This window comes from Streptomyces xingningensis (assembly GCF_054957865.1).
The window spans coordinates 1-26,370 of record NZ_JBDJPF010000005.1 but is presented as its reverse complement, the minus strand read 5'-3'; the positions used below and the strand labels follow the sequence as shown (position 1 = coordinate 26,370).

Here is a 26,370-nt window from a genome sequence, read left to right as displayed (position 1 = left end):
CGGCGAGGCGTGTCATGTGATCTCTGTGTGCTCCGCGCCCGCCCGAAAGGAAATCCATGAACTCTGTGAAGAGACGGGTGATCACCCGTCTTGCCGCGGCCGTGCTGACGACCGGGCTGGCCGCGGCGGGTGCGATAGCCACCGCCGGTCCCGCACTGGCGGATGACACGCCGCAGAACGCCGGTGGTGTCACCGCCACGCTCGGCGACATCACGGCCGGTTCCGGGGCCTATGTGAAGGACCCGCGCAAGACCGGCCCCCTCAAGGCGGGCCTGTTCGAGATGAAGGTCGACGGCGGCGGCACGCTGCAGACCTACTGCATCGACATCCTCACCAACACCGTGGACGGCGCCAAGTACAAGGAGGTGGGCTGGAGCGAGTCGTCCCTGGAGAACAACAAGAACGCGGGCAAGATCCGCTGGATCCTCCAGAACAGCTACCCGCAGGTCAACGACCTCGCCGCGCTCGGCGCCAAGTCCGGAGCGGGCACGCTGGACGCCAACCTGGCCGCCGCCGGCACCCAGGTCGCCATCTGGCGGTACTCGGACGGCGTCAAGGTCGATGCCCGGGACCCCGCGGCCGAGAAGCTCGCGGACTACCTCTTCAAGAACGCCCAGGACCTCGCGGAGCCCAAGGCCTCCCTGTCCCTCACCCCGCCCGCCGTGTCCGGGAAGTCCGGCCAGAAGCTGGGACCGCTCACGGTGCGCACCAACGCGGACAGCGTCACCGTCACCCCCTCCGGTGACGCCGCCGCCAAGAATGTGAAGGTCGTCGACAAGGCGGGCAAGCCCGTCACCTCGACCGTCAACGGCGGGCAGCTCTTCTTCGACGTACCGGCCTCCGCGGCCGACGGGTCCACCTCGCTCAAGGCCACGGCCACCACCAAGGTGCCGGTCGGGCGGGCCTTCATCGGCGACAACATCAGGACCCAGACGCAGATCCTGGCCGGGTCCAGCGAGAGCACCGTCTCCGCCGTCGCCACCGCGAACTGGGCGAAGAAGGGCGCCGTCCCGGCGGTCTCGGCCAAGAAGGACTGCGCCAAGGGCGGCGTCGAGATCACCGTCGCGAACAAGGGCGACGAGGCCTTCGGCTACGAGATCAACGGCAAGAAGCACACGGCCGGTCCGGGCCGGACCGAGACCACCCTGGTGAAGGTCGGCGAGGACCAGGCGTACAAGATCACGGTGACCGGGCCGAACGGCTTCGCCAAGACCTTCTCCGGGGTCCTGGACTGCAAGACCGGCGACACCGCCGGCGGGAACACCGGCGGGGGATCCTCCGCCACCCCCAGCCCCTCCGGCCACCCCGGTAACGGCTCGACGGGCGGTTCCGGTGGTTCCAGCGGTTCCACCGGCGCCACGAAGGGCGGCGACCTGGCCAGCACCGGCAGCAGCAGCGCCACCCCGGTGATCGCCGGGACCGCGGCGGCCCTGGTCGTGGTCGGCGGCACCGCGGTCTTCCTGCTCCGCAGGAAGAAGACGGCGGGCGGCAAGTAGCTCCGCACGGCGAGTGCACCAGCGCGGTGGGCGGCCGGTCACGGCCGGCCGGCCACCACGTCGCCGCCGCCCGGGCATAACGCGTTTCCGCCCGGGGCGGCCCGTACGGCAAGATGGATGCGTCTGCCCTCATGCGGCGGAGCCGCACATTGGCCCTTCTCGATTGCCGGACGGTTTCTCTTGGCTGAGTACATCTACACCATGCGCAAGACGCGCAAGGCGCACGGCGACAAGGTCATCCTCGATGACGTGACGCTGAGCTTCCTGCCCGGCGCGAAGATCGGTGTGGTCGGCCCGAACGGCGCCGGTAAGTCCACCGTCCTCAAGATCATGGCCGGTCTGGAGCAGCCCTCCAACGGCGATGCCTTCCTCTCCCCGGGCTACACCGTCGGCATCCTGATGCAGGAGCCCGAGCTCGACGAGAACAAGACGGTCCTGGAGAACGTCCAGGACGGCGTCGCGGCGACCAAGGGCAAGCTCGACCGCTTCAACGAGATCGCCGAGCAGATGGCGACCGACTACTCCGACGCGCTGCTCGAGGAGATGGGCAAGCTCCAGGAGGAGCTCGACCACGCCAACGCCTGGGACCTCGACGCCCAGCTCGAACAGGCCATGGACGCCCTCGGCTGCCCGCCCGGCGACTGGCAGGTCACCAACCTCTCCGGTGGCGAGAAGCGCCGCGTCGCGCTCTGCAAGCTGCTGCTCGAGGCCCCCGACCTGCTGCTGCTCGACGAGCCCACCAACCACCTCGACGCCGAGTCGGTGAACTGGCTGGAGCAGCACCTCGCCAAGTACGCAGGCACCGTGGTGGCCATCACCCACGACCGCTACTTCCTCGACAACGTCGCCGAGTGGATCCTCGAGCTCGACCGCGGCCGCGCCCACCCGTACGAGGGCAACTACTCCACCTACCTGGAGAACAAGGCCGCCCGCCTCAAGGTCGAGGGCCAGAAGGACGCCAAGCGTCAGAAGCGGCTCAAGGAAGAGCTCGAGTGGGTCCGCTCCAACGCCAAGGGCCGCCAGGCCAAGTCCAAGGCGCGGCTGGCCCGTTACGAGGAGATGGCCGCCGAGGCCGACAAGATGCGGAAGCTGGACTTCGAGGAGATCCAGATCCCGCCGGGCCCGCGGCTGGGCTCCATCGTGGTCGAGGTCAACAACCTCTCCAAGGCGTTCGGTGAGAAGGTCCTCATCGACGACCTGTCCTTCACCCTGCCGCGCAACGGCATCGTCGGCGTCATCGGCCCCAACGGGGCGGGCAAGACCACCCTGTTCAAGATGATCCAGGGCCTGGAGACCCCGGACTCCGGCGAGATCAAGGTCGGTGAGACGGTCAAGATCTCCTACGTCGACCAGAGCCGCGCCAACATCGACCCCAAGAAGACGCTGTGGGCGGTCGTCTCCGACGAGCTGGACTACATCAACGTCGGCCATGTCGAGATGCCCTCCCGCGCCTATGTCTCCGCGTTCGGCTTCAAGGGCCCGGACCAGCAGAAGCCCGCCGGGGTGCTCTCCGGCGGTGAGCGCAACCGTCTCAACCTCGCGCTCACCCTCAAGCAGGGCGGCAACCTGCTGCTGCTCGACGAGCCGACCAACGACCTCGACGTCGAGACCCTCTCCTCGCTGGAGAACGCCCTGCTGGACTTCCCCGGCGCGGCCGTGGTCGTCTCCCACGACCGTTGGTTCCTCGATCGCGTCGCCACGCACATCCTGGCGTACGAGGGCGACTCCAAGTGGTTCTGGTTCGAGGGCAACTTCGAGTCCTACGAGAAGAACAAGATCGAGCGGCTCGGCCCCGACGCGGCTCGCCCGCACCGGGCCACGTACAAGAAGCTGACCCGGGGCTGATCGTGGCGCGCCACGTCTACTCCTGCCCCCTGCGCTGGTCCGATATGGATGCCTTCGGCCATGTGAACAACGCGGTCTTCGTCCGCTACCTCGAAGAGGCGCGGATCGACTTCATGTTCCGGCTGGCGCCCGGGGAGGGGAGCGGGTCCTTCGCGGGTGGGTCCGTCGTGGCCCGGCATGAGATCGACTACCTGAATCCCCTGGTGTACCGGTATGCACCGGTGACCGTCGAGACCTGGGTGACGAAGCTCGGCGGCGCATCGCTGACCGTGGCCTGCGAGGTCAAGGACGACGACCAGGTGTACGCACGGGCCGCCACCGTCGTCGTACCGTTCGACTTCACGGCGGGGCGCCCGCGGCGGATCACCGCCGAGGAACGGGCGTTCCTGGAGAGGTTCCGGGACGGCGAGGAGCCCGCGAAGGAGGCCGCCGCAGCATGACGGCGTCCCCGCACGGGCAGCGGTTGTGCCTCGCCGATGCCGGGGAGGCGGCCGGTCTGGCCGCCTTCCTGGCCCGGCTGATCCACTACGACCGGGCCGCCGTGGTCCGCCTCCAGGCGGGCAGCGGGGTGCTCGGCATCTTCGGCCGGCCGCCGTCCTTCGAGGTGCTGGCGATCCGCACGGCCCGGCTGGCCGCCGATGACGGGGCGTTCGACGTGACCGTGTCGGCGGGACGGCTGATGGACGCGCTGGACGCCGGGTCCGGCCAGGAGGCCGTCGTCCCCGAGCCCGTCACCGGGCCGCCCTGGGCCGGGGTGCTGCCGCCGCGCGGCGGCTGGCAGCCGGTGGCGAGCCTGGGCGTGGAGGCCGTGCGGGCCGCGGTCGCCGCGGCCGTCGCCGAGTTCCGCGCCCGCGACGAGGCGCTTCCCGAGCAACGACGCACCCGGGTCGAGCGTGATCGCATCGGCCGGGAGATCTGGTCGCGGACGCTCGGTGACACCGGGTTGCCGCTGCGGGCCGTGCATGCGGCTCAGTCGCTGGGTTTTCTGCGCTCCGTCGATACCCGGGCCGCGGCGGGGCGTGCGGGGGGTGTGGCGACGCTCGCCCCGGAGCCGTTGGCGTTGTTCGCCGCCGGTGGCTGGTTGCGGTTGCGGACACCGTATGGGTCGATTGCGGTTCGTGGGGATGGGGGTCAGGGGTTGTCGGTTACACCGGTGTAGGTGAGTCAGCCCGGCTGGTTGATCATGGTGGCGGCGGCGTAGGTCAGATAGCGCCACAGTTCCTCGGCGTGGGCCGGGGCAAGTTCCAGCTCGTCCACCGCGGTGCGCATGTGCCGCAGCCAGGCGTCATGTGCGGCGCGGTCCACGGTGAACGGGGCGTGCCGCATCCGCAGCCGTGGGTGGCCGCGGTTCTCGCTGTAGGTGCGCGGGCCGCCCCAGTACTGCATGAGGAACAGCGCCAGGCGCTCCTCGGCCGGACCGAGGTCCTCCTCCGGGTACATCGGTCGCAGCAGCGGGTCCTCCGCCACGCCCTGGTAGAAACGGTGGACCAGGCGCCGGAAGGTCTCCTCGCCGCCGACCTGTTCGTAGAAGGTCTGCTCCTGAAGCGTGCCGCGCGGAATCTCATTCACCCTTCCATCGTCGCAGACGACCCGGCGGAGGACTCCCGTCGTAGGACTTCGCCCCCGTTTCAGCCCCGGCGCACCGTGATCGTCGTCCAGGCCCCGACGTGCACCCGGTCGCCGTCGTGCAGCGGGACGGGGACATAGGGCGTGATGGCGTCCTCGGAGCCGTTGATGCTGGTGCCATTGGTGGACTTCTGGTCGACCACCGCCCAGCTGCCGTCCGGCTGTTCCACGAGGAGGGCGTGCTGGTGCGAGACGCCGGGATCCTCCGGCGGGCGCGCGAGGTCGATGTCGGGCGACTCGCCCGTGCTGTGCCGGCGGCGGCCGATGGTGACCTGGGGGCCGATGAGCGGAACCTGCTGCTCCGGGGAGTAGGCGGGCAGGTTCAGCCCGGCCGCCTCCGGGCCGCTGCGGTTCATCATCGACCGGAAGTAGTCGCGGTCGGGTGCGATGACCGCGAACCAGCCGCCCCCGGGCACCGGGGCGGCCTCCGCCGCCGACTGCGGACCCTGCTCATAGCCGTACTGGGGCGGCACCGGCGGGGCGCTGGGCGGGGACAGCACCCAGTCGCCATCGCCTTCGAAGGTTCCCCCGGGAGAGCCCCCGGGGGAACCTTGGTAGGACTGCGCCGAGGGCTCCGGAGTCAGCGGCTCCGCCTCGCGGTTGACCTGGGACGAGCCGCGGTACTCAAAGGTCTGCGACGGCTGGGTGGGGTGCTGCGAAGGCGGCGGGGCCGACTGGAACTGCGGCGGGGGTGGCGGCGGCTGGTACGAAGAGGCCGTCTGCATCACGAAGTTGTAGCGGCACTCCTCGCAGAAGGGGGCCTGCGCCTCCCGGGGCGTGCGGCACTGCGGGCACAGCTGCGCCTGCATGGTGGGGTCGGCGGCCGGACCCGGATAGGGCGGCGGGGGTGGTGGCGGCGGAGGGACGGAACCCGTGGGCGCGGCGCCCCCGGAGATCCGGTGGCCGCACATCTCGCACCAGTCGTCGGCCACCGACTGGTGGCCGTTCGGGCAGGTCGGCATGTCGGTCTATCCCCCTCGTGAGCCGTGTCCCGCGGACAAGTGACCCGGTCGCTTCACTTCTTGACGCGGACCGTCTTGGTGGAGCGCGTCTCCAGCGTCATCTCCGCTTCCGCGGTGACCTTCGCCTTCAGCCGCACAGTACCGGTCGCCGCGTCCACCACGTCCACCACCTTCGCCAGCAGCTTGGCGGTGTCCTCGTTGCCCGACCGGCTGGCCAGCTGCACGGCCCGGCCGAGCTTGGCGGTCGCCCCGTCCATGTCCCCCGACTTGCGCAGATCCAGGCCCTGTTGGATGACCTGGGCCAGTTCGGCCTGGCCCGTGTAGTGCGCGACCTGGGGGTTGATGGAGGTCGATGCCGCCAGATCGTCCGTCCACACCGCCCGGATCAGCCCCTGCGCCAGCACCTGCGGCGAGGTGCCCTCCGGGACGGGCAGCACCAGGGAGGCGCGGGCGGCCAGCATCTCCTGGCCCACGGCCGCGCCGGGCACCCGTACGCACACGTGGTAGTCGCGCGACTCGTCGCCCCAGGCGCCGGTCGGGTAGTCGCCCGCGCGGGGTCCGGCCTCCGCGCGGCGGTCGGTCAGCTCCTCCATGGCCGGGGCGACCTGCTTGACGAACATCACCTCGGCGCCCTGCGGGGTCCACAGCCGAAGGGCGACGTCCGCCACCTCCTTGCCCATCGCGGACTCCATCATCCGCGTGAAGTCCGCCGCCAGCCCGGCCGGGTCGGCGACGATGTCGGCGGTGCCCAGGAGGGCCGAGGCTATGCCGGTGACCTCCTTGACCTCCCAGTCCGTCCCCACCCCGCGGGCATCACAGGTGAACCGCCCGGCACAGGCGTCCAGGGTCGCCCGCAGTGCCTGGGGCTCCTCGTGCTCATTGCGGCCGTCGGTGAGCAGGATGCCGTGGCGTATGGAGGCGTCGGAGGAGGAGAGCAGCCGGTCGGCGAGGCGCAGCCAGGTGCCGATGGCGGTGCCGCCGCCCGGGCTGAGCTTGCGCAGCGCTCCCTTGGCCTGGGCGCGGGTGGTGTCGTCGGCCTTGGCGAGCCGGCCCGTCCCCGGGTAGACCTCCTGGGCCTGGTGGGTGCCCGCGACGACGGCGAAGGAGACGCCGTCGCGCAGCGCGTCGATGGCGGCGGCCGTGGCGTCGCGGGCGTTGCGCATCTTGGTGGGCGGGTAGTCCATGGAGCCGGAGCAGTCGACCATGATGACCACAGCGCTGTTCGCGGCGTTCGCGGCGGCCGTGCCCGTGCCCAGACTGGCGCCTCCGGTGGAGGTGACCGTGACGATCGCATTGACCTCGCGGCCGCCTTCGGGGAGGTAGGCGTTCTGGTACACGTCGACCGAGAATTGCGGCACGCTCGGCTTGGAGAAGTTGGGCATCCGTTCCGCTCCTTCGTAACTGCACGTGTTCACAAGGCAATTGACGGGCGGAAGGACGCGCGGTGCCGTGGCCGGCACCGGCGTATATCCCCCCGTGGACGCTCGGGACGTCAGGCCGATCCTGCCCCTTCGGGCCGAGCGGGGAACGGCAGCACCGCCACCGTTACGTTGTCGTGGCCCCCGCCGTCGAGGGCGTGGCCCACCAGCCGGCGGGCGCTCACCAGCGGGTGCGAGCGGGCGTCGGGCGGCACCACGGCGGCCATCTGCTCGGCGGTTTCCGCGTAGTTCCACAGGCCGTCGGTGCACACCACGACCACGCCGGGCCGGTCGGGGTGGTAGGCCGCGGTGTGCGGCTCGACCTCGTAGGCGTCCGCGCCGAGCCAGCCGGTGATGGCGTGCGCGCGCTCGTCCGCGTACGCCTCGGCCTCGGACAGCAGCCCGGCGGCCACCATCTGGGCGGCCCAGGAGTCGTCCTCGGTGAGCCGGGCGGGCTGGGTGGCGCGGTCGTCGGGCACCCAGTAGGCGCGGCTGTCCCCGACCCAGCCGATGGTCAGCAGATCGCCGGTGATGACCGCGCTGACGATGGTGCAGGCGGGGGCGTTCTCCTGGTGGTAGCGGCTGTGTTCGCGCGGCTGGTGCCCGGGGGTGGCCAGCGAGCTGACGGCCTCGGCGGCCCTGACGATCGCCTGGTGGGTGGCCTCGCGGGCCGGGGTGCCCTGGGCCAGCGCCTCCTCCAGGCAGGCCAGGGCGCTGGCGGCCGCGGCGGTGGACGCCTCGTCGGAGCGGGCCGCGGACGACACGCCGTCGCAGACGACGGCGGCGACGGCCGGACTGCCGTCCGGGAGGGCCGTGGTGGACACGGCGTAGGCGTCCTCGTTGCGATGGTGGCGCAGGCCTCGGTCGCTGACCGCGGCGACGCCTGCCGTCTGGTGCTCCATGTGATCCCGTTCGCGCGGCTGTGCATGCCCGCAGTGTTCGCAGTACCCGTCTTTGTCGATCATGCCGGACCGGCAGGCCGCGCAGGGAGGTGCGGTGCCGGCCGGCTCCGTCGCGTCGTGTGCCGTCTGCACGGGCACTCCGGCGGAGCCCGGTGGGGCGAGCCGGTAGTCGCCCGCCGCCGGGCCGTCGGCCGGGTGCGGCTGCCGCCGCCCCGCGCCGCCGGGCACCGCCGGTGCCGCCGAGAGGTCCGCACCGCAGCGCCCGCAGAAGTTGTCGGCCGGGTCGAGCGGTTCACGGCAGGCGGGACACACCGTCAGCTGTGCGGGTTGCGGCAGTTGCGACATCGATCACACCCATGTCCTGGGGCGGAAGCGGTTGGCCCGCTCCACCAGTTCGATCCTCTCCTCGCCGCGCTGGGCGAGGCGCGCAAGCACCCGGTACGAGCGCTCGAGCCCGAAGCGCAGCTCCCGCTCGCCCACTCCGCTGCCGAGCAGGGTGAGCGCGCCCGGCCCGGCAGCGCCGCCCGGGCTGCCGGAGAGCACCCAGTCCAGCGCGGTGCCCAGCACCTCGGTGGACAGCCGCTCGCGGCGCACCGCGTCCAGCCCGAAGTCGGCGAGCCGCTCCACCTGCCCGGCGGCGGCCTGCAGATCCTCCCGCAGCCACTCCTGCGGGGAACGCCGGCGCAGCCGGGCGCGCACCGCCGCGACCCGGGCCGCGGTGAAGTGGATGGAGGCTTCCGGTACGGACTCCAGCGTGCTCACCGCGCCGGGGCGGTCCCCGGCGGCGAGCAGCACCCGGGCGAGCCCGAAGGCGGCGCTGACGAAGCTGCGGTCGGTGCTCCACACCAGGCGGTAGTACTCGGCGGCGTTGTCGAGCTGGCCGAGCACCTCGGCGCACACGCCGAGCGCCAGCTTGGGCGCGGGCTCGCCGGGGAAGGCGTCGTAGACGGCGTCGAAGGACAGGGCGGCGGTCTCGTGGTCGCCGATGACCAGCGAATGCAGGCCGCGGTACCAGATGATGCGCCAGTCGTCCGGGTATTCGCTCTCCAGGCCGGCGAGTGCCCGGGTGGCGTGGGTCTCCTCGCCCAGCTCCAGCTGGGCCCGGTGGCGGCGCAGCCGCAGCTCCAGCGAGCCGGTGGGCGCGGCCTGGAGCGCCGCGTACAGCTCGGCGGGCTTGGTGGCCAGCAGGCCGGCCAGGAAACCGGCGTTGGGGTCGGCCGGATCGACCAGGGGCACCGGCAGGGCGAGGGCGGTGGCCCGGGCGTCCAGCGGGACGAGGGCGGCGGCCGGGGCCGGGCTGGGCGGGAGTGCGGGGGGCGAACCGGCCTGCGGCAGCGCCTGCTGCCGCGGCAGCGCGGTCCGGCGGGCGCCCAACTCCGAGGGATCGCCGGTCTGTTCCTCGAAGAGCGTGCTGTCCACGACCCGTGGCTCCGGCCCGAACAGCGTGGACAGCGCGGGCCGCGGCTTGCCCGACTGCAGCGCCACGACCTCGCGCAGCACTCCGGTCAGCTGGTCCGCCATCTCGGCGGCCGAGGCGAACCGGCGCTCCGGGTCGGGGTCGGTGGCCCGCACCAGCAGCCGGTAGAAGGACTCGTAGCGGGCGAAGACCTCGATGTTGTCGGGGTCCGGCAGGCTGTCCACGAAGACGTTGGTGTAGCCCTGGAAGTCGAAGGTGAGGACGGCCAGGGTGCGGGCGACGGTGTAGAGGTCGGAGGCGACGGACGGGCCGACCTCGGCGACCTCCGGGGCCTGGTAGCCGACCGTGCCGTAGATCGCGCTGTCGTGGTCGTCCATCCGCCGGACCGCGCCCATGTCGATGAGCTTGAGCTGGTCCTGCTGCTGTATGGCGTTGTCCACCTTGAAGTCGCAGTACAGCAGGTTGCGGCTGTGCAGGTGGCCGAGCGCCTCCAGTGCCTCGATGCCATAGGCACAGGCCTGTTCGACCGGCAGCGGGTCGCGGCGGCCCTCCGGGGTGCGCCGCTCGTTGGCGATCTCCTTGAGGGACTTGCCGCCCACGTACTCCATGACGATGTAGCCGTCGAGGCTGCCCGTCCGCTGGTCGAGGTGCTCGACGAAGTTGTAGATGCGGACGATGTTGGAGTGCTCGATCTCGGCGAGGAAGCGCCGTTCGGAGAGGGCGACCGCGAGCGCGTCCTCGTCGCCGGTGTCGAGCAGGCCCTTGAGCACCACCCAACGGTCGGACACCGCACGGTCTATGGCCAGGTAGATCCAGCCCAGGCCGCCGTGCGCGAGACAGCCCACCACCTCGTACTGCCCGTGCACCACATCGCCCGGACCGAGCTTGGGGACAAAGGAGTACGGGTGGCCGCACTTGGTGCAGAAGCCTTCCGTGCGGCCCGGGAGGTCGCCGCGCGAACGCCCCACCGGCGCACCGCAGTCGCTCTTGCTGCAGTACCGCTTGCGCTCGGGCACCTCGGGGTTCTGCAGCACCGCCGCCCGCGGGTCGGGGCGTGGCACGCCCGGCATGCTGACCAGCCCGGCGCCGAGCTTGTTGCGGGCGGACGCCGCGGAGCCCGAGGTCGCGGAGGAGCGCACCGACACCGGGGACGAGCCCTCCGAACCGCCGGACAGCGAGTGCGACAGCCGCCCCGACACCGACCGGCGCGAGGAGGAGGAGCGCGTCGAGCGCGAGGACGGCGCGGAGCCCCGGGAGCTGTGCCCGGCGCCGATCCCGCCGCCCGCCATGCCGGTGGGCGGCGAGGAGATCATTCCGCTGGGCGAGACGACCGGCGCCAGCCCACAGGTGTCGCAGTACAACTCGCCGCCGCCGACGTCCTCGTACGATCCGTCGCAGCCCGGCCGCTGACAGGCATTGCTCATGATTCCCCCCTACGGTCGTTGATGCCCTGGCCGGCGCCGCCGGTGGGCGGTGACAGCGCCATCGCCATCGCCTGCTGGTAACGCAGCACGGCCTGCTGGGCGGCCACCAGATCACAGGGCGCGCTCCACAGCATGCGGCGGGCCACGTCATAGCGCTCGATGAGGAAAGGGTCCTCCGCCAGCCCGTGGCGGGCGGCCTTGGCCTTGTATGCGTCGAGGCGGCCGCGCAGCTCGGCCCGGACGGCCAGCGGTGCGGTCACCGCGGTCAACGACTCGCGGGCGCGCAGGAGTTCCTCCTCGGCGCGCTGCTCCAGGCCCTCCAGCAGTGGCGAGAGGCGGTGCCACTGGGCGCGTCTGCGGTGCTCGGCGGCGGCCGACAGCTGTTCGTACAGTGCGGTCGGCGGGCCGGACACGGCGGGCACCACAGATGCGGCGATCTTGGACAGCACCTCGATCCGGGCCTGGCGGGCCTCGCCCAGGGTGCGGTCCGCGCGGGAGAGCACATCGCGCACCCGCATCAGCCGCTGCTCGGCGTCCTGCCGCACGGCGAGCACAGCCTCGATCTCGCGCCGCACCTCCTCCAGGGCGCGGGCCGCGCGGTCGTAGCGGCCGGTGTCGGGGCGGCCGCCGCCCGGGGCGGAGCTGGGCGAGGCGCCGGTCCAGAAGGCGAGCGGATCGGATATCACCTCGGACCGCAGGGCGGCCAGCTCCTCGGTGATCCGCTCCAGGTCGTCTCCGGAGGGGTGTTCGCCGGGGCGCACCCCCACCGAGTGGGCCAGTGAGCGGGTGCGCTGGAGTTCGGCCGCCAGCAGGTCGATGCGGGCGGGCAGCGCGGACCACACGGCGTCGGCGATGACGACCACGTCGAGCGCCTCGGCGTACCAGCCGTTCATCCGGTCGACGAGCTCCTGCAGGCTCAGCTGTTCGCTGAGCCGGGCGCCGCCCAGGACGTTCATGGTCGCGGTGGGGCTGCCGCCGGGCAGCGTGACCCGCTCGCCGCGCAGCAGGTCGGTGAGTTCGCCGAGTTCGCTCTGGGTGGGCCAGCGGCGGCGGGCGCGCAGTTCGCGGGCCGCGGTGAGTGCGGTGGTGTAGGCGTCGAAGTACGCCCACAGCCGGGTGATGAGCTGTTCGGCGACCGTCCACCGGCTCTTGGTGACGCCGCTGAGCGAGGCGCCCTCCAGCAGCCGGCGGCCGGCGTGGTCCTGGAGGGCGAGCAGTGAGGACTCGACGGCCTCGTGTTCCGCGCCGAGCCTCGCCAGCGCACGGTCCACCTCCTCACGGCTCAGAGCCGGCCCGGTGGGTCCCGCGACCGCCATCGATCCCCTCTCCTGTCCGCGGCTTGCGCCGCGTCGTCGGGTGGTGCTCCGAAAACCTGTCAGCTGTCCTGCGCTGTGGGGTGTACACAGGTCCGCCGCTTCAAGTCTGCGGCAGACCGTCTCAGTCCTTGTACTTGGGTGCCGGGGGGGCCGTGATGTTGAGATTGGCGGCGGCCAGCCACTTGCGGTAGGCCACCATCCAGGGGCTGTCGGAACCGCCGCGGCGGTAGTCCTCCAGTACTGCGTTGACCCGGCGTACCAGGTCTGTGGCGTCGAGGTTCATCGCCACGCCGTAGAACTCGGTGGTGAACGGTTTGCCGACGAGTCCCACGGACGGGTCCTGGGCCGCCTGCCCGGCGGCCAGGGCGTTGTCGGTGAGCACCGCATCGACCTGGCCGAGCTGGAGCCGCACCAGGCAGTCGAGCTGGTTGGGCACCGGCTGCACGGTGGTGAAGCGCGGGTTCTTCCGCAACTCCTCCTTCAGGGCGGTCTCGGCGGTGGAACCGGTGGCGGCGCACACCTTGCGGCCGTGCAGGGATGCCTCGTCGAACCCCTTGATCGTGGTGTCCTTGGGGGCCAGCAGCTGCTGGCCCGCCTCGAAGTAGGCGGTGGAGAAGGAGACTTCGCCGATGCGCTCGCAGTTGACGGTCATGGTGCGGGCGACGATGTCCACCTTGCCGGCCTTCAGCGCGGGGATGCGCTGGCTGGTGGGGATCGTCAGGAAGGTGACCTTGTCCGGGTCGCCGAGGATCTCCTTGGCGATGGCCCGCACCAGGTCGATGTCGAAGCCGTTCAGCTCGCCGGTGGCCGGGTCGCGGAAGCCCCAGAGGTAGCTGTTCTGGTCGACGCCCGCGATGAGCCTGCCGCGCGCCTTGATCCGCTGCACGGCCGTGCCGTCCGCGGTGGACGGCCGCAGGCTGGCCTCCGGGTCCGTGCACTGCTTGGTGGCGGCCGGGATGAGGGGCGTCGCCGCCCGGGCGGGGGCCGTGCGGCCGGGACCGGAGGCATGGGTGGGCAGCAGGGTGGCGGCCAGCGCGGCCAGCGCACAGACAACGCCCGCCGCCACGGCCGCCGTCTTCGAACTCATGACCCTACGCTCGCGCATGCTGTCGCCTCCCCTGGTCATCGGTACTCCGTCAGTCTGCGGCCGATGCCGAGCACCGTGCCCAGCACCCCCAGTACGGCCAGCGCCCCGGCCCCCAGGGCCAGGCCGGTGAGGGCCCCGCGGCCCTGGTCGGCGTACCGGTGGAACTCGCCCTGTTCGTGGTCCAGCGCCTTGCGCAGCTCGGTGTCCACCCGGTCGAAGGACTCGCCAGTGCTGTTCTTTTCGTCGAAGGACTCGCCGGTGCTGTTCTTTTTGCCGATCACCTGCGGCAGCGCCTTGTCGTAGAGCCCGGCGTCGTCGGTGGCCCGGGCCGTCAGGTGCCGCTGCTGCCACTCCCGTACGCCCTGGATCGCCTGGTGCACCGCCTCGCGGCCGGTGTCGCCGTCCGCGAGATCGTAGGCCCGGGCCAGCAGGCTCCCGCCCACCGCGGCGTCGCCGTGGTCCTCGCCCTGATCGCCGACCAGGGCGCCCATGTTGGTGCGGTAGTCCTCCTCGTACTTATCGGTGTTCTTCGCGGTGAGGACGGCGCCGCGGGCCACCAGGGTGAGGTTCTCCGCGCCGCGCGCCTGGAGCGAGCTGATCCGGGCGGTGTTGAGCACCTGCAGCGATTTGGCGCCATGCGTGGAGGAGTCTGTCAGGTCGGCGCGGGCCACCGCATGCCCGACGGTCAGCCACAGCAGCGCCACCGCGGTGGCGGCGGTGGCGGCCAACAGGCCCTGGTTGAACACCCGGTTGGTGCGCCGGTAGTGGCGGCGCTGGGTCCAGCCGAGCGCGCCGAGGGCGAGCACCCCGGTCGCCAGCGCGGCCCATGGCCAGGACTTGGCGTCGCCGTAGTCGGCGCCGAGCCGGGCGGTCTCGGCCTCGTAGAGCCGGCGGGCGGCGGGCAGCAGCTCCACCCGCATCTGGTCGCTGGCGTACCGCAGATAGGCGCCGCCCAGCGGCAGGCCCTTGCGGTTGTTGGCGCGTGCGGAGGCCACCAGGTCGGTGTAGACCGGGAGTTGCCGGTTGATGGTGGCTATCTGCTGCCGCTCGGTGGCCGAGCCGCCGGCGTTGGCGGCCGCCTTCACCAGGAGCTCGGACGCGGTGGAGATGTCCTTCTCATAGCGCTGCCGGACCGTGGGCGGCTCCTGGCCGCCCGCCAGGAAGCCGGTGGCGGCGGTGGTGTCGGCATCGGCGAGCGAGCGGTAGATGTCCGCGGCCGCGGCGCTCAGCGGCTGGCTGTGGTCCACCACCGCATCGGCCGCCGTCGAGCGGCTGGAGACCTGCCAGGCGGTGACCGCGCCGAACACCACCAACAGCACCGCCAGGACCGCGCCGATGACCCGCAGCCGCCCGGGCTCGGTCGTGGTCGCGGCCGTCCGCATCCGGGTGAGGCCCTCGCGGAACAAGGCGAGCCCCGGGCGTGGGCCCGGGGCGGTGCCGGCCTGTTGCGGTGGTGACACGTGCCCCCCCTTGGTCGCTGGTGGCGCCCCGCCGCCCCTGGTGCGGGGCGGGTACGGAAGCCTGGCCAGCAGTATGGCCGCAGGGACTGACAAAAACACCGGTTATGCAGTGATCTTGTTCAGATCGCGATCTTCACCGAGGTCCGCGCGGGCCTTCCGTTTGCGTTCACGCACGCCGGACGTGAAACGGTTCCGCGCCCGGGGATCAGGCCCGGTCGTAGGTGTAGAACGCGGTGTGGTTCAGCAGGTCCGCCGGGGTGATGTTGTTCCACGGCTTCATGGTCTTGTCGAGGTCCACCACATTGGGGACGGCGCTGCCCGGCAGATAGGGCGAGCCGGGATGCCTGCGCTGCCAGTCCGCCCACAGCTTGTCTATGAAACAGTGGTGCAGCCAGAAGACCGGGTCGTTCGGCGACACACCGGTGGCCATCTGGCCGCCTATCCACACATGGACGCGGTTGTGCAGGTTCACCCCGCGCCACCCCTCCAGGTGGTTCCGGAAGCCGTTGGAGGCGCTGTTCCAGGGGGCCATGTCATAGGTGGACATGGCGAGCACCGAGTCCACCTCGGCTCTGGTGGGCAGTTGGGCGACCGAGGCACCCAACTCGCGCTGGAGATACGGGCGGTTGTCGACGCTCACGGATATCGGCCACTTGCCGCCGCCATAGGCGAACGGGCCGGTGGTCACCTGGCTGTCGCGGGACCGGCCGTTGCCGCCGAGGAAGTCGGCGCCCCAGAGGGAGGCGCCGGTGGTGCGGTCCACGGTCCAGTCCCAGTAGGGGATCGTCACCGAGGAGTCCACGGACTGCAGCGCCTGCTCGAACTGGATCAGGAACCGGCGGTGCCAGGGGAGGAAGGAGGGCGAACGGTGGCCCACCCGCTCGCCGTTGTCGGTGTCGCTCACGATGAACGAGTTGTGGGTCTTGACGAAGTCGTCATAGCGCCCGCTGCGCTTGAGCTCGAGGAGCGCGTTGACGAAGGCCCGCTTCTCGGTGGCCGGGAGCTCCGCCTGGTTCTTGCGTACTGCCATGGGGGTGTCCTTGTAGTGTCGGGGTTGCCGGGGTTGCCGGGGTTGCCGGGGTTGCCGGGGCCGGATGAACGGCAGCCGGTCAGGCGGTGACGATCGGGACGAGCGTGGCGCCCCGCAGCTTGTCGACGGCGGCGCGGGCCACGGCATGCGGGTCGGCGAAGGTCTGGTAGTGGTTGACCACGCTGATCCAGGTGCCGTCGGCGTTCTGCATCAGGTGCAGTTCCTGGTCGTCGATGAAGACGGAGAAGCCGCCGCCGTGATGGGCGCCGTGGCTGCCCGGCTCGGCGGCCTTGCCGACGATGTGGCGGCCCTGGTACAGCTCGTCGAAGGGCATGGGCAGCTGGCCCATGTGGCCGTCGTGGCCCATGTGGTCCATGTCCATGGCGGGTGCGGCGGAGGCCACCGCCGGAGCGGCCAGCGCGACACCTGCCGCGGCAGCGGCAGCGGCGGTTCCCCTGAGCACAATGCGACGGGTGGGGTTGGAAGACATACGGATATCCCCTCGGGAAACGGTGTCCGGAGCAGGAGTTGTCACGAAAATTCGGGAATGCCCTTATGTCGGACGGCTTTTCCCGATGTGTCTTGGCGTGCCTGGTATTTCGTGATCAATCCATGCAGGGCGGATGCTCGCACGCCCGTGCTGAGGGGCAGAAATGGTTGGCCCGAATACGGACATTCGGTGTATGAACGGTCAACCAATGCCGGGGCAGGAATTTCTGCCCATTCCCGCTATTGACGCAAGCGTCAGAAGGATCTTCATCAATTGATGATCGCGACGGGAAGATCTTCGGCGAATGCCGCCGTGCGGTGACGCCTCTCACGACGTGAACATGGCGTGAACCGGTACCGGACTCAGCCGAACCGCGCGCGCAGCCGCGCGTACGCGGCGTCCTTCGCCCCGGCCCGGTCCAGGGCCAGCAGCCCGGCGCCCAGTACCGGCGGCGCGCCGACCACCACCGGTACGGCCCGCGGCGCGCGCTCCGCCAGCAGTCCCACCACCTGGTCGTGCAGCAGCGGATGACGCGCCGCCAGGATGCTGCCGCCCAGCACCACGGGCGCCTCGGCGCCCAGCAGATCCAGCCGGCTGAGGGCGATCGCGGCCATGGCGACGACCTCCTCCCCCTGCCGGTCCACGATCGTCCGCGCGATCGGGTCACCCTCGGCGGCCACCGCGAAGAGCACCGGCACCAGTTCGTGCCGCCGCACCACCGGCAGCACTCCCAGATGCAGGGCCTCCACCAGCTCCGTCATGCTCGCCAGCCCGAAGTGCGCGGGCAACGCCCGGGCGAGCACGGTCGGTTCACCCCGCCCGTCATGCGCGCGCGCCGCCCACCACAGCGCCTCGGCGGCCAGATGCGCCCCGCCTCCCCAGTCGCCGGACAGCCGCCCCAGGGCGGGGAAGCGGGCGCTGCGCCCGCCCGGGGCCAGCCCCGCGCAGTTGATGCCCGCCCCGCACACCACCGCCACGCCCCTCGGCTCCGGGCCGTCCGGCAGCCCGGCGCGCAGCAGGGCGAAGGCGTCATTGACGACGGTGACCGTACGGCCCCAGCCGCGGCCCTCGAGCTGCTCCGTCAACCGCTCCACCTCGATGGGCAGATCGGCGTTGGCCAGGCAGGCCTGGACGTGCGTCACCTCCGGCGGCATCGGCAGCCCCGCCCGGCCGGCCACCGCCGCGACCAGCCGGGCCAGGGTGCCCACCGCACGTTCGGTGCCCACCGCCGGCGGGCGGAACCCTCCGCCGCGGGCGGTGGCCAGAACGGTGCCGTCGGTGTCCAGCAGGGCCACGTCCGTCTTGCTGTTGCCCGCGTCGATGGCGAGCAGAGTGCCGCTCAGGCCCACGCCAGATGCTCCCGGTTGTGCGCGATCAGCTCGTCGGTCAGCTTGTCCGCATACTCGATCTGGCCGATCAGCGGGTGGGCCAGCAGCGCCGCGAAGACCCGGTCCCGTCCGCCCTCGAGCGCCGCCGTCAGCGCCAGCCGCTCATAGGCGGTGACGCTCGCCACCAGCCCGGCGTACAGCGGCTCCAACGGGCGTACCGGCAGCGGGTGCGCGCCCCGTGCGTCCACCGCGGCGGGCACCTCGATGACCGCGTCCTCGGGCAGGAACGGCAGGGTGCCGTCGTTGAACGCATTGACCACTTGTACGTCGCCGGTGTCGAGCAGCAGCGAGGAGGCCAGCGCGACCGCCGCCTCCGAGTAGTAGGCGCCGCCCCGCCTGGCCAGCAGCTCCGGCTTCTCGTCGAGTGCCGGGTCGGCGTACTGGGCCAGCAACTCGCGCTCGATCGCGGCCACCTCCGCCGCCCGTGACGGCTTGGCCCGCAACTCCCGTACCACTGCGTCGTGTTGGTAGAAGTAGCGCAGATAGTACGAGGGCACCGCCCCCAGCCGGTCCAGCAGCTCGCGCGGCATCCGCAGGTCGTCCGCGACCGCCGCGCCGTGCTCGGCCAGCAGCCGGGGCAGCACATCGGTGCCGTCGATGTGCACCGCCCGCTCCCAGCTGAGGTGGTTGAGCCCCACATGCTCCAGTGCCACCCGGTGCGGCGGGACGCCGAGCAGCTTGGCGAACTTCCGCTGGAAGCCGATCGCCACATTGCACAGCCCGACCGCCCGGTGCCCGGCGGTCAGCAGTGCGCGGGTCACGATGCCGACCGGGTTGGTGAAGTCCACGATCCAGGCCCGTGGGTTGCGGCGCCGTACCCGCTCGGCGATGTCGAGCACCACCGGCACCGTGCGCAGGGCCTTGGCGAGCCCGCCCGCGCCCGTGGTCTCCTGCCCCACGCACCCGCACTCCAGCGGCCAGGTCTCGTCCTCGTTGCGGGCCGCCTGCCCGCCGACGCGCAGCTGGAGCAGCACGGCGTCCGCGCCGTCCACCCCCGCGTCGAGGTCGGCGGTGCAGGAGATCCGGCCCGGATGGCCCTGCTTGGCGAAGATCCGCCGGGCCAGCCCGCCGACCAGGGCCAGCCGGTCCGCCGCCGGGTCGATCAGCGCCAGCTCGGTCAGCGGCAGCACCTCGCGCAACCGGGCGAAGCCGTCGATGAGTTCGGGGGTGTAGGTCGAGCCTCCGCCGACCACTGCGAGCTTCATGAGCACCGGGCCTTTGTCCGAGGTGGGGTCTGTCTCACGTCCGAGGTATCCGAGGTATCCGAGGTAGGAGTCTGTCTCAGGTGGTGTCGAAGACGGTCCGGCGGGCGCCGGCGAGCGCGGTCCGCAGCGCGCCGGTGAGGATCGGGGAGCCCTCGACGCTGCTCAGCCGCAACTGGGGCCGGGGCAGGGCCAGTCCGGTCAGCTCCTCCTCGACCACCGCCCGCAGCCGCTCGCCGCCCGCCCGGCACACCGCGCCGGAGAGCACCACGAGCTCCGGGTCCACCACGGCGACGACCGCCGCCAGCCCGGTGGCCAGCCGCCGTCCCAGCTCGGTGAGGACGGCGTCACCGGGGCCCGGCGTGGCGGCCGCCCGGGTCAGGGCCTCGGTGGCGGTGGCGGCCGCCAGGCCGCGCGCCCGGGCGAGTCGGAGCACCGCGGGGGCGCCGATGAGCTCCTGGAAGCCGCCGCAGGAACCGTCCGCTCCGCCGTCGCGCTGCAGTGGCGAACCGGGCAGCGGCAGATAGCCGATCTCGCCCGCGCCGCCGGTCGCGCCCCGCAGCGGCCTGCCGCCGATCACGATGGCGGCGCCCACGCCCCGGTCGGCCCAGAGCAGGACGAAGTCCTCGAAGTCCCGGGCCGCGCCGTGGTGTTGCTCGGCGACGGCGGCGAGGTTGACGTCGTTCTCGACGACCACGGGTGCCCCGGTCGCCTCGGCGAGGTCGGCGCGGAGCGTGCGGGACTGCCAGCCCGGCAGGTGCGGCGCGTAGCGCAGCGTCCCGGTGCGCGGATCGAGTGCGCCGGGGGTGCCGATGACGGTGCGGTGCAGCGCGTCCCGGTCGAGCCCGGCGTCGGCGAGCGCCGCGGCGACGGCCGCGGCGGCGCGCTCGGGGGTCGCCTCTGCCACGAGGCGGTGCCGGCCGGTGATGCGGCCGGTGATGTCCGCGACGGCCGCCGTGATCCCGTGCGGGTGCACGGTGAGCGCGGCGACATGGGCGATGGCCGGATCGACCTCGTACAGCTGGGCGTTGGGGCCGGGCCGGCCGGTGAGATTGCCGGTGCGGCGGACCAGGCCGCCGGTCTCCAGCCGGGCGAGCAACTGGGCGGCGGTGGGCTTGGACAGCCCGGTCAGCTCGCCGAGCCGGGTGCGGGTCAGCGGGCCGTGGGCGATGAGCAGCTCGAGCGCGGTGCGGTCGTTCATGGCCCGCAGGAGGCGCGGCGTTCCGGGAGGTCCGGCCAAGACGGCTGCCCATCTGTCGGAGGACTGTTGAAAGGACCGTGAGGGCTGCTGAGAAGACTGTTAGGAAACTTTCCTATTGGTCTCCGGGAACGCTAACCACGCCCCCGCACCACGTCAATGGGGACTACAAACAAAAGCGCCCCGGTGCGGTCCGCGCCGGGGCACTCGCTCGACTGCTCACTTGTCCAGGGGAGCCCCCGGCGGCTGTGTCGGTATCGGCGCCGTGGCCATCGACTGCGGGGAGTTCGGGTTGCCGAGTGCCGAGGGGGCCGTCACGCTTGCGCCGGCATCGGCACCGGGCTCGTCCTCCGGCGCGGGCTGGGCGGCGCCCAGGCGGATGCCCGCCGCGTCCAGCGCGCCCTTGATCCGCCAGCGCAGCTCGCGCTCGACCGCCGCCGATTCGCCCGGTGCGGTCTTGGCCTGGACGCGGACCACCACCGAGTCCAGGGCCAGCGAGTCCAGGCCCATCACCTCGACGGGCTCCCAGAGCTTCTCGTCCCAGGGCGCGCTCTTGGCCATCTCCTCGCCCACCTGCGCGATCACCTCGCGGGCCCGGCCGAGGTCCTCGTCATAACGCAGGGTGACATTCACCTCGGCGGTGGCCCAGCCCTGGCTGAGGTTGCCAATGCGCTTGACCTCGCCGTTGCGCACGTACCAGATGGCGCCGTTGGCGCCGCGCAGCTTGGTGACCCGCAGCCCGACCTCGACGACCGTGCCGGTGGCCACCCCCGCATCGATCTCGTCCCCGACCCCGTACTGGTCCTCCAGGATCATAAAGACGCCGGACAGGAAGTCGGTGACCAGATTCCGGGCGCCGAAACCGATGGCGACACCCGCCACGCCCGCGCTGGCCAGCAGCGGAGCAAGGTTGATCTTGAGCACGGAGAGCACCGTCAGCGCCGCCGTGCCCATGATCAGGAACGAGGTGACGCTGCGCAGCACCGAGCCGATGGCCTCCGAGCGCTGCCGGCGGCGCTCGGCGTTCACCAGCAGCCCGCCCAGGGCCGTGTGGTCGACCGCCTGGGCGGTGCGGTTCATCCGGGCGATGAGCTTGGTGATCGCGCGCCGTATCAGCGAGCGCAGGACGACCGCGATCACCAGGATCAGGATGATGCGCAGACCGTTGCTGAGCCAGATGGACCAGTTCTCCTCGACCCAGCCCGCGGCGTTGTCCGCCGTCCGCTGCGCCTCGTGCAGGGAGGAGTCGGGGGTCCCTCCGGCACGAGCGGAGCCGAGAGCTTGGGGGAGGGGCGTCGAGTCGGTGGCTGCCACGGCAGCGGACCAGAACACAGCGGAAACCCTTCGTGATGGACTCACCCGTGTCGGGCGGCGACGCGGGCAGACCCACCACACTAACGGGGCAGGACGGGTGGTCCGTTGTTGTGTTCGAAGTGGGGCGAATCCTGGGCGGGGATGACCGAGGTGTGTCACAAAACACCTGTGACCCGTTACCCGCCGATGGTGGCGCCACGGCCGGGGACCAGGGGACACTTGCAGGAGATCGTCCCGGCGCGAGCCACGCGCCGCCGGCGTACAAGGAGGCATCCGTGCCGCACGTCCTGGTCCTCAACGCGTCGTACGAGCCGCTCGGCGTCGTACCGCTCCGCCGCGCGCTCATACTCGTCCTCAATGAGAAGGCCATCAGTCTCGAGGACACCGGCGCCTATCTGCACAGCGCAACCTGCACCATCCCCGCACCCAGCGTCGTCAGGCTCAAGCGCTTTGTGCGAATCCCCTTTCGGGGCCCCGTTCCGCTCACCCGTCGTGCACTCTTCGCCCGTGACGGCGGGCGCTGCGCGTACTGCGGTGGCGTCGCAACCAGCGTCGATCACGTCATCCCGCGCAGCCGAGGCGGCCAGCACGCCTGGGAGAACGTGGTGGCGGCGTGCCGCCGCTGCAACCACGTCAAGGCCGACCGCCATGTCTCCGAACTGGGCTGGCGGCTCCGCCATCAGCCCGCGCCGCCCTCGGGCCTCGCCTGGCGCATCATCGGCACAGGGCATAGGGACCCGCGCTGGTTGCCTTACTTGGAGGCATACGGCGCGGAAGACGCGATGGCCCGGATCGACGGCATCTCTGCCTGAGAGGACCGGGCCATCGTCGTATGCGGGCGGTGGCCCGGTCCCTTGTGGTGCCCTCGGGCGCGAAGACGCCGCTCGGCGAAAAGAACCCCATTCAACAAACGGACCGAAGTCCGCTAAGCTAAGCGGACTGCAGTCCGAATGTGGCTGCGGTGCATCAGCGATCAGCTGCGTCAGCCAGGGAGTTGAGATGTCGCGTATTCGTCGCCGTTGGAAGCCGGCCCTGTTGGGGGCCATGGCCTTGGGCGTCACCCTGAGCGGAGTCGCCTCCGCGCAGGGTGAACCGGTCTCCGCCGCGCACCGGAAGGTCGTCTACAAGCACCACCGCCATGGGGTTGGCACTCCGTGCGAGGGCCTGAAGGGGTGCACCTACACCCAGCTCTCGGGGAACCCCAAGACCGGCCCGTCGGAGGCCATGTTCGTGCTCAAGGCGGGGACGCCGTTCTCTCCCCACTGGCACACCAGCCCGGAGCGGGTGGTCGGGGTTTCCGGCACCATGCTCTGGAACGTCAAGGGCCACAAGACCTTCCGGGTCGGCGCCGGGGACTACCTGAACTACCCGGGCAAGGCGGTGCATTGGGGCAAGTGCGCTCCGGGCGCCGACTGCGTCTACTACGTCTACGACGAACTGCCCTACGACTTCCACCCCGCCGGGCGGTAGCCGCTCCAGCTCCTCGGTGCGGGGAACATCGGCCCGTTCAGCGGGAGCGCCGGTCGATGAGCACCGCCAGACCGTCCAGGATGCGCTGCAGGCCGAACTCCCAGGCCTGGTCCCGCTCGCCGGACCGGTCAGCCGAGGCGAGCGCGGCGGTGAGCGCGGGAAAGCGCTCACCGTGCTCCCGCATCAGCTCCCCGAGGATGGCGCCGAGCTGCTCCTCGGGGTCGCCCGCCGGGCCTGACGCGCGGGCCTGCTGGGCGATTCCCCGCGCATGACCGGCGAGCAGCACGGTGGCGTCCACCCGCTCGGCACCGCTGAGGGCCGTCCCGTCCAGTGCGGAGACGGCCCGTTCCATCCAGGTCAGCTCGGTGGGGCCCATGACCCGGGGGCCGACGGTGGCGTCCAGCACCCAGGGGTGCCCGCGGAAGCCGGCGAACAGCCGGTGGGCCCAATCCTCGAGCTGCTCCCGCCAGCCGCCGTGCTGCTCGTCTCCGGCCGGGGCCGGACCGAGGGCGGCATCCACCATCACGGCCACCAACTCGGCCTTGCCGGGCACATATCGGTAGAGCGCCATCTTGGTGACGTCCAGCAGGGCGGCCACCCGCTGCATGGACACGGCCGCCAGACCCTCGGCATCGGCGATCTTGATCCCGGCCTCCGCGATGCGGTCGAGGTCGAGTGTCGGCTTGGGGCCCCGCGCGGGTCCGGGGCGGGAGCCCCACAACAACCGTGCCGTCTCGGCATGTTTCTCGCCCATATGCGGCGCCCTTTCCTCTTCGGTCTTGCCCGGCCGACTGAACTGTGTCTAAGGTACACAGTAATTAACCGTGTCCATCGGACGCAGTTCTCATGGGGGAGTGACCAATGGGCAACAAGACCGTCCTCATCTCCGGCGCCGGCGTCGCCGGCCCGGCGCTGGCCTACTGGCTGGGGCGGTACGGCCTCCGGCCCACGGTCGTCGAGCTGGCCCCCGCCCTGCGCGGCGGCGGCCAGGCCGTCGACTTCCGCGGTGAGACACATCTGACCGTGCTGGAACGGATGGGCATACTGCCCGAGCTGCGCCGGATCCAGACCGGCGGCGGCCCGATCAGCTTTGTCGACGAAGTCGGCCGGCAACTGCTGCACCTCCCGGCCGAGTTCGCCGGCGGCGAGCTGGAGGTACTCCGCGGCGACCTGGCCCGGGTGCTGTACGAGCACGGCCTGCCCCGCACCGAGTACATCTTCGGCGACTCGATCACCGCCCTCACCGAGACCCCGACCGGCGTCCGGGCCGACTTCCGCAACGGCGCCTCACGCGAGTTTGACCTGGTGATCGGCGCGGACGGGCTGCACTCCAATGTCCGCCGCCTCGCCTTCGGCCCCGAGCAGGCATACGTACGCCACCTTGGCCACTACGCCGCCACCTGGGAGCTGCCCAACTACCTCGGCCTGCGGGGGACTTCGATCGGCTACAACACCCCGGGCCGATTCGCCTCCATCGGCGCCGGCCACGCAAACCCCGAGCCGGCGGGGGCCTTCTTCGTCTTCGCCGCCCCCGAGCTGTCGTACGACCGCCAAGACCCGGAACAGCAGAAGCGGCTGATCGTAGACGCCTTCTCCGGCCTCGGCTGGGAGGTGCCACGCCTGCTGGACTCGCTGCGCCAGGCCCCCGAGCTGCACTTCGACTCGATCAGCCGGGCGGATGTGGACACCTGGTCCACCGGGCGGATCGCTCTCGTCGGCGACGCCGCATGCGGGGCCACCATCGGCGGCATGGGCACCGGGACCGCGATGGTCGCCGCCTATGTGCTGGCCGGCGAACTCGCCCGGGCCGACGGTGACCACCGCACCGCCTTCGCCCGGTACGAGGCCCTGCTGCGCGACTACGCCCAGGGCTGCCAGAAGGGCGGCGACCGCACGGGCAAGTTCCTCGCCCCCGGCACGGCAATGGGTCTGCGGCTGCGCAACGGCCTGCTGTCCAGGCCCTTCCTGCTGAACCGGATGCTCGCGGTGGGGCAGAAGGTCAGCAGCGTGGCGGACCTGCCCGACTATCCGGCCGAGCTGCGCCCGGTCGGGCACGGGGGGTGAGTGGTCCCTCTTGGCGAACCCTTGGCGTGTGTCATGTTCGCATTCGGGTACGGTGCATTGCCCGAGCCGGAGATCGAGTTCGCGTGGCCCACGCAACGGCTCGGCGACACATTTGCCAGGAGGACGTCTTGCTTTCTTCGATGCGGAACAGAACATCCCGTCTGCGCGTGGCGGCGGTAGCCGCTTGCGGTGCGGCGCTGGTATTCACGACGGCGGGCGGCGCGGATGCGGCCGCCGCCAAGCCGAACCCGAAGTCCGAGGACGCCCAGATAGCCGCGCTGGTACAGCAGTTGGGCGACAGCGGAATATCCCAGGGCAGCGGATCGGCAAACCTCTCCTCGGGCTCCCTGGCCGCCAAGCTGCGGAGCGACCTGAAGGCGGCCCCGAAGTCGGTGGGCCCCTACAACCTGCCGAAGTGCCAGGGCACGTATAAGTTCTACACGGCCGATGTGACTCTCAATGAGTCGATGCGGAACGGGATTCAGTGGAAGGTCGCCCTGAACAAAAAGGTCAACGGCGGCAAGGACTTTGTCAACTTCAAGACGCAGATCTTCGCCGAGGGCGTCGAGGCCAAGGTCACCCCGGCCCAGCAGAAGCAGAAGCGGACTTACAACTTCCACGGTACGTTGCCGACATCTTTCCCCATGGTTGACAGCAAGGCGAAGTCCACGATTCCGCGTGGGGGATATGTGTCCTTCTTCTGGAGCTGGAAATCCATGTCCAATCCGGATCTGCGGGGTTACCGCTTCACCAACTGCGCGTTCCAGCCGTAGTCTTATGCGGTAGTGGCCTTGTTGCGGCATCGCGGCTGGCGGGTTCGGCCGCCGCGATGCCGATGGCGTTTGGCGTTTATGGGCGACGCGGCATGCGGGGGCGGTCGCGGACCATGGCGCGTAGCCGGTCGACCCGGCTGCGGACGTCCGCGATTTGTGATGGTTCAACCGGGTTTTGTGTGTGGTGGTCGTTGTGGCAGGTGCGGCAGAGGCCGCCGGGGAGGGCTTCGGGCGGGCCGGGGACGGCACAGTTGGTGCATTCCATGGTGAGCGCGGGGTTGGTGGTGGGCGGTACCGGTGGGAGTTCGGGCGGCATTTTGGCGGTGAGGCGTTTGCGGGCGAAGGCGCCTGCGGAGTGGACGGTTTCGGGGAGGCCGGTGGTGAGGGCGCGGGTGAACTCCGCGGTGGGGGTGCCTCGTTGGAACCAGTCGGTGGCGAGGGGTTCGAGGGCGGAGCATTCGGCGGCCGAGAGAGTCATGCGGGGGTCG

The 26,370-nt window shown here is 71.3% G+C and carries 24 protein-coding genes and 1 pseudogene; 9 read left to right on the top strand and 16 right to left on the bottom strand.

Features of this window, described 5'->3' with window-relative positions; translation table 11 throughout:
• The first annotated feature begins 56 nt into the window (after positions 1 to 56).
• From ABCR83_RS04175 to ABCR83_RS04160, 4 genes are all read left to right on the top strand, one after another.
• A complete protein-coding gene (locus tag ABCR83_RS04175; protein ID WP_462693394.1) occupies positions 57 to 1,496 on the top strand; it encodes a Cys-Gln thioester bond-forming surface protein in 1,440 nt (479 codons plus the stop codon).
• Between the two features lie 180 nt (positions 1,497 to 1,676).
• Complete coding sequence (gene ettA / locus ABCR83_RS04170; RefSeq protein WP_462693393.1) at positions 1,677 to 3,341, top strand: energy-dependent translational throttle protein EttA; 1,665 nt, start codon at positions 1,677 to 1,679, stop codon at positions 3,339 to 3,341.
• 2 nt (positions 3,342 to 3,343) lie between these two features.
• The gene (locus tag ABCR83_RS04165) at positions 3,344 to 3,781 is read left to right on the top strand and encodes an acyl-CoA thioesterase (RefSeq protein WP_462693392.1); all 438 of its coding nucleotides are present in this window, start codon (positions 3,344 to 3,346) and stop codon (positions 3,779 to 3,781) included.
• Positions 3,778 to 4,500, top strand: coding sequence for a hypothetical protein (locus tag ABCR83_RS04160; RefSeq protein WP_462693391.1), 723 nt, complete (start codon positions 3,778 to 3,780; stop codon positions 4,498 to 4,500). Before ABCR83_RS04165 ends, ABCR83_RS04160 begins: the two co-directional genes overlap by 4 nt.
• A gap of 5 nt (positions 4,501 to 4,505) precedes the next feature.
• Here ABCR83_RS04160 and ABCR83_RS04155 read toward each other — a convergent pair whose 3' ends face one another.
• The 5 genes from ABCR83_RS04155 to ABCR83_RS04135 form a co-directional block, all read right to left on the bottom strand.
• Positions 4,506 to 4,910, bottom strand: a complete 405-nt coding sequence (locus ABCR83_RS04155; RefSeq protein WP_462693390.1) for a globin — start codon at positions 4,908 to 4,910, stop codon at positions 4,506 to 4,508.
• 59 nt (positions 4,911 to 4,969) lie between these two features.
• Positions 4,970 to 5,929 (bottom strand): FHA domain-containing protein, encoded by a 960-nt coding sequence (locus ABCR83_RS04150; RefSeq protein WP_462693389.1) that lies wholly within the window; start codon positions 5,927 to 5,929, stop codon positions 4,970 to 4,972.
• A gap of 53 nt (positions 5,930 to 5,982) precedes the next feature.
• A complete protein-coding gene (locus tag ABCR83_RS04145; RefSeq protein WP_462693388.1) occupies positions 5,983 to 7,311 on the bottom strand; it encodes a vWA domain-containing protein in 1,329 nt (442 codons plus the stop codon).
• A gap of 110 nt (positions 7,312 to 7,421) precedes the next feature.
• A complete protein-coding gene (locus tag ABCR83_RS04140; protein ID WP_462693387.1) occupies positions 7,422 to 8,594 on the bottom strand; it encodes a protein phosphatase 2C domain-containing protein in 1,173 nt (390 codons plus the stop codon).
• 3 nt (positions 8,595 to 8,597) lie between these two features.
• Complete coding sequence (locus ABCR83_RS04135; protein WP_462693386.1) at positions 8,598 to 10,736, bottom strand: serine/threonine-protein kinase; 2,139 nt, start codon at positions 10,734 to 10,736, stop codon at positions 8,598 to 8,600.
• Between ABCR83_RS04135 and ABCR83_RS04130 the strand changes: the two genes are divergently transcribed.
• On the top strand, positions 10,735 to 11,076 hold the full coding sequence (locus ABCR83_RS04130) for a hypothetical protein (RefSeq protein WP_462693385.1): 342 nt from the start codon (positions 10,735 to 10,737) through the stop codon (positions 11,074 to 11,076). The genes ABCR83_RS04135 and ABCR83_RS04130 overlap by 2 nt on opposite strands.
• Positions 11,077 to 11,086: 10 nt before the next feature.
• On the opposite strand, the gene ABCR83_RS04125 is transcribed toward ABCR83_RS04130, so the two are convergent.
• The 9 genes from ABCR83_RS04125 to ABCR83_RS04085 all read right to left on the bottom strand — a co-directional run bounded on the left by ABCR83_RS04125 (position 11,087) and on the right by ABCR83_RS04085 (position 21,593).
• A complete protein-coding gene (locus ABCR83_RS04125) occupies positions 11,087 to 12,406 on the bottom strand; it encodes a hypothetical protein (RefSeq protein ID WP_462693384.1) in 1,320 nt (439 codons plus the stop codon).
• Positions 12,407 to 12,527: 121 nt separating this feature from the next.
• Positions 12,528 to 13,493 carry a glutamate ABC transporter substrate-binding protein gene (locus ABCR83_RS04120; RefSeq protein ID WP_462693383.1) on the bottom strand — a complete coding sequence of 322 codons (966 nt, stop codon included), beginning with the start codon at positions 13,491 to 13,493 and terminating at the stop codon, positions 12,528 to 12,530.
• A gap of 35 nt (positions 13,494 to 13,528) precedes the next feature.
• Positions 13,529 to 14,875 carry a hypothetical protein gene (locus ABCR83_RS04115; protein WP_462693515.1) on the bottom strand — a complete coding sequence of 449 codons (1,347 nt, stop codon included), beginning with the start codon at positions 14,873 to 14,875 and terminating at the stop codon, positions 13,529 to 13,531.
• A gap of 283 nt (positions 14,876 to 15,158) precedes the next feature.
• Positions 15,159 to 15,983 carry a tyrosinase MelC2 gene (melC2, locus tag ABCR83_RS04110; protein WP_462693382.1) on the bottom strand — a complete coding sequence of 275 codons (825 nt, stop codon included), beginning with the start codon at positions 15,981 to 15,983 and terminating at the stop codon, positions 15,159 to 15,161.
• A 79-nt stretch (positions 15,984 to 16,062) separates the two neighbouring features.
• Positions 16,063 to 16,473 carry an apotyrosinase chaperone MelC1 gene (melC1, locus tag ABCR83_RS04105; RefSeq protein ID WP_462693381.1) on the bottom strand — a complete coding sequence of 137 codons (411 nt, stop codon included), beginning with the start codon at positions 16,471 to 16,473 and terminating at the stop codon, positions 16,063 to 16,065.
• Between the two features lie 362 nt (positions 16,474 to 16,835).
• Positions 16,836 to 17,822, bottom strand: a complete 987-nt coding sequence (locus ABCR83_RS04100) for an N-acetylglucosamine kinase (RefSeq protein ID WP_462693380.1) — start codon at positions 17,820 to 17,822, stop codon at positions 16,836 to 16,838.
• On the bottom strand, positions 17,813 to 19,066 hold the full coding sequence (locus ABCR83_RS04095; protein WP_462693379.1) for a 6-phospho-beta-glucosidase: 1,254 nt from the start codon (positions 19,064 to 19,066) through the stop codon (positions 17,813 to 17,815). Before ABCR83_RS04095 ends, ABCR83_RS04100 begins: the two co-directional genes overlap by 10 nt.
• A 76-nt stretch (positions 19,067 to 19,142) precedes the next feature.
• Positions 19,143 to 20,264 carry an ROK family transcriptional regulator gene (locus ABCR83_RS04090; protein ID WP_462693378.1) on the bottom strand — a complete coding sequence of 374 codons (1,122 nt, stop codon included), beginning with the start codon at positions 20,262 to 20,264 and terminating at the stop codon, positions 19,143 to 19,145.
• 216 nt (positions 20,265 to 20,480) lie between these two features.
• Positions 20,481 to 21,593 (bottom strand): mechanosensitive ion channel family protein, encoded by a 1,113-nt coding sequence (locus ABCR83_RS04085; protein ID WP_462693377.1) that lies wholly within the window; start codon positions 21,591 to 21,593, stop codon positions 20,481 to 20,483.
• A 257-nt stretch (positions 21,594 to 21,850) separates the two neighbouring features.
• On the opposite strand from ABCR83_RS04085, the gene ABCR83_RS04080 reads away from it, so the two are divergent.
• Both ABCR83_RS04080 and ABCR83_RS04075 read left to right on the top strand, forming a co-directional pair.
• Positions 21,851 to 22,387: an HNH endonuclease gene (locus ABCR83_RS04080; RefSeq protein WP_462693376.1), complete on the top strand. Its 537-nt coding sequence runs from the start codon at positions 21,851 to 21,853 to the stop codon at positions 22,385 to 22,387.
• 187 nt (positions 22,388 to 22,574) lie between these two features.
• Positions 22,575 to 23,045: a cupin domain-containing protein gene (locus ABCR83_RS04075; protein ID WP_462693375.1), complete on the top strand. Its 471-nt coding sequence runs from the start codon at positions 22,575 to 22,577 to the stop codon at positions 23,043 to 23,045.
• Positions 23,046 to 23,082: 37 nt separating this feature from the next.
• Here the strand turns inward: ABCR83_RS04075 and ABCR83_RS04070 are convergent, their stop codons facing one another.
• Positions 23,083 to 23,799, bottom strand: a complete 717-nt coding sequence (locus tag ABCR83_RS04070; protein WP_462693374.1) for a TetR/AcrR family transcriptional regulator — start codon at positions 23,797 to 23,799, stop codon at positions 23,083 to 23,085.
• Positions 23,800 to 23,906: 107 nt separating this feature from the next.
• Here ABCR83_RS04070 and ABCR83_RS04065 point away from each other — a divergent pair, with 107 nt between their 5' ends.
• A complete protein-coding gene (locus ABCR83_RS04065; RefSeq protein ID WP_462693373.1) occupies positions 23,907 to 25,109 on the top strand; it encodes an FAD-dependent monooxygenase in 1,203 nt (400 codons plus the stop codon).
• Between the two features lie 167 nt (positions 25,110 to 25,276).
• Positions 25,277 to 25,882 (top strand): hypothetical protein, encoded by a 606-nt coding sequence (locus ABCR83_RS04060; RefSeq protein WP_462693372.1) that lies wholly within the window; start codon positions 25,277 to 25,279, stop codon positions 25,880 to 25,882.
• Between the two features lie 76 nt (positions 25,883 to 25,958).
• Here ABCR83_RS04060 and ABCR83_RS04055 read toward each other — a convergent pair.
• A pseudogene (locus ABCR83_RS04055) lies at positions 25,959 to 26,370 on the bottom strand (MarR family transcriptional regulator); the annotation flags it as partial.

Bases quoted from the DNA above. Each gene is read 5' to 3' on its own strand.
- ABCR83_RS04175 (WP_462693394.1), top strand. From the start codon at position 57: ATGAACTCTGTGAAGAGACGGGTGATCACCCGTCTTGCCGCGGCCGTG.
- ABCR83_RS04160 (WP_462693391.1), top strand. From the start codon at position 3,778: ATGACGGCGTCCCCGCACGGGCAGCGGTTGTGCCTCGCCGATGCCGGG.
- ABCR83_RS04150 (WP_462693389.1), bottom strand. From the start codon at position 5,929: ATGCCGACCTGCCCGAACGGCCACCAGTCGGTGGCCGACGACTGGTGC.
- ABCR83_RS04145 (WP_462693388.1), bottom strand. From the start codon at position 7,311: ATGCCCAACTTCTCCAAGCCGAGCGTGCCGCAATTCTCGGTCGACGTG.
- ABCR83_RS04140 (WP_462693387.1), bottom strand. From the start codon at position 8,594: ATGTCGCAACTGCCGCAACCCGCACAGCTGACGGTGTGTCCCGCCTGC.
- ABCR83_RS04130 (WP_462693385.1), top strand. From the start codon at position 10,735: ATGCTGACCAGCCCGGCGCCGAGCTTGTTGCGGGCGGACGCCGCGGAG.
- ABCR83_RS04135 (WP_462693386.1), bottom strand. From the start codon at position 10,736: ATGCCGGGCGTGCCACGCCCCGACCCGCGGGCGGCGGTGCTGCAGAAC.
- ABCR83_RS04125 (WP_462693384.1), bottom strand. From the start codon at position 12,406: ATGGCGGTCGCGGGACCCACCGGGCCGGCTCTGAGCCGTGAGGAGGTG.
- ABCR83_RS04120 (WP_462693383.1), bottom strand. From the start codon at position 13,493: ATGAGTTCGAAGACGGCGGCCGTGGCGGCGGGCGTTGTCTGTGCGCTG.
- ABCR83_RS04115 (WP_462693515.1), bottom strand. From the start codon at position 14,875: ATGCGGACGGCCGCGACCACGACCGAGCCCGGGCGGCTGCGGGTCATC.
- melC2 (WP_462693382.1), bottom strand. From the start codon at position 15,983: ATGGCAGTACGCAAGAACCAGGCGGAGCTCCCGGCCACCGAGAAGCGG.
- melC1 (WP_462693381.1), bottom strand. From the start codon at position 16,473: ATGTCTTCCAACCCCACCCGTCGCATTGTGCTCAGGGGAACCGCCGCT.
- ABCR83_RS04095 (WP_462693379.1), bottom strand. From the start codon at position 19,066: ATGAAGCTCGCAGTGGTCGGCGGAGGCTCGACCTACACCCCCGAACTC.
- ABCR83_RS04090 (WP_462693378.1), bottom strand. From the start codon at position 20,264: ATGAACGACCGCACCGCGCTCGAGCTGCTCATCGCCCACGGCCCGCTG.
- ABCR83_RS04075 (WP_462693375.1), top strand. From the start codon at position 22,575: ATGTCGCGTATTCGTCGCCGTTGGAAGCCGGCCCTGTTGGGGGCCATG.
- ABCR83_RS04070 (WP_462693374.1), bottom strand. From the start codon at position 23,799: ATGGGCGAGAAACATGCCGAGACGGCACGGTTGTTGTGGGGCTCCCGC.
- ABCR83_RS04065 (WP_462693373.1), top strand. From the start codon at position 23,907: ATGGGCAACAAGACCGTCCTCATCTCCGGCGCCGGCGTCGCCGGCCCG.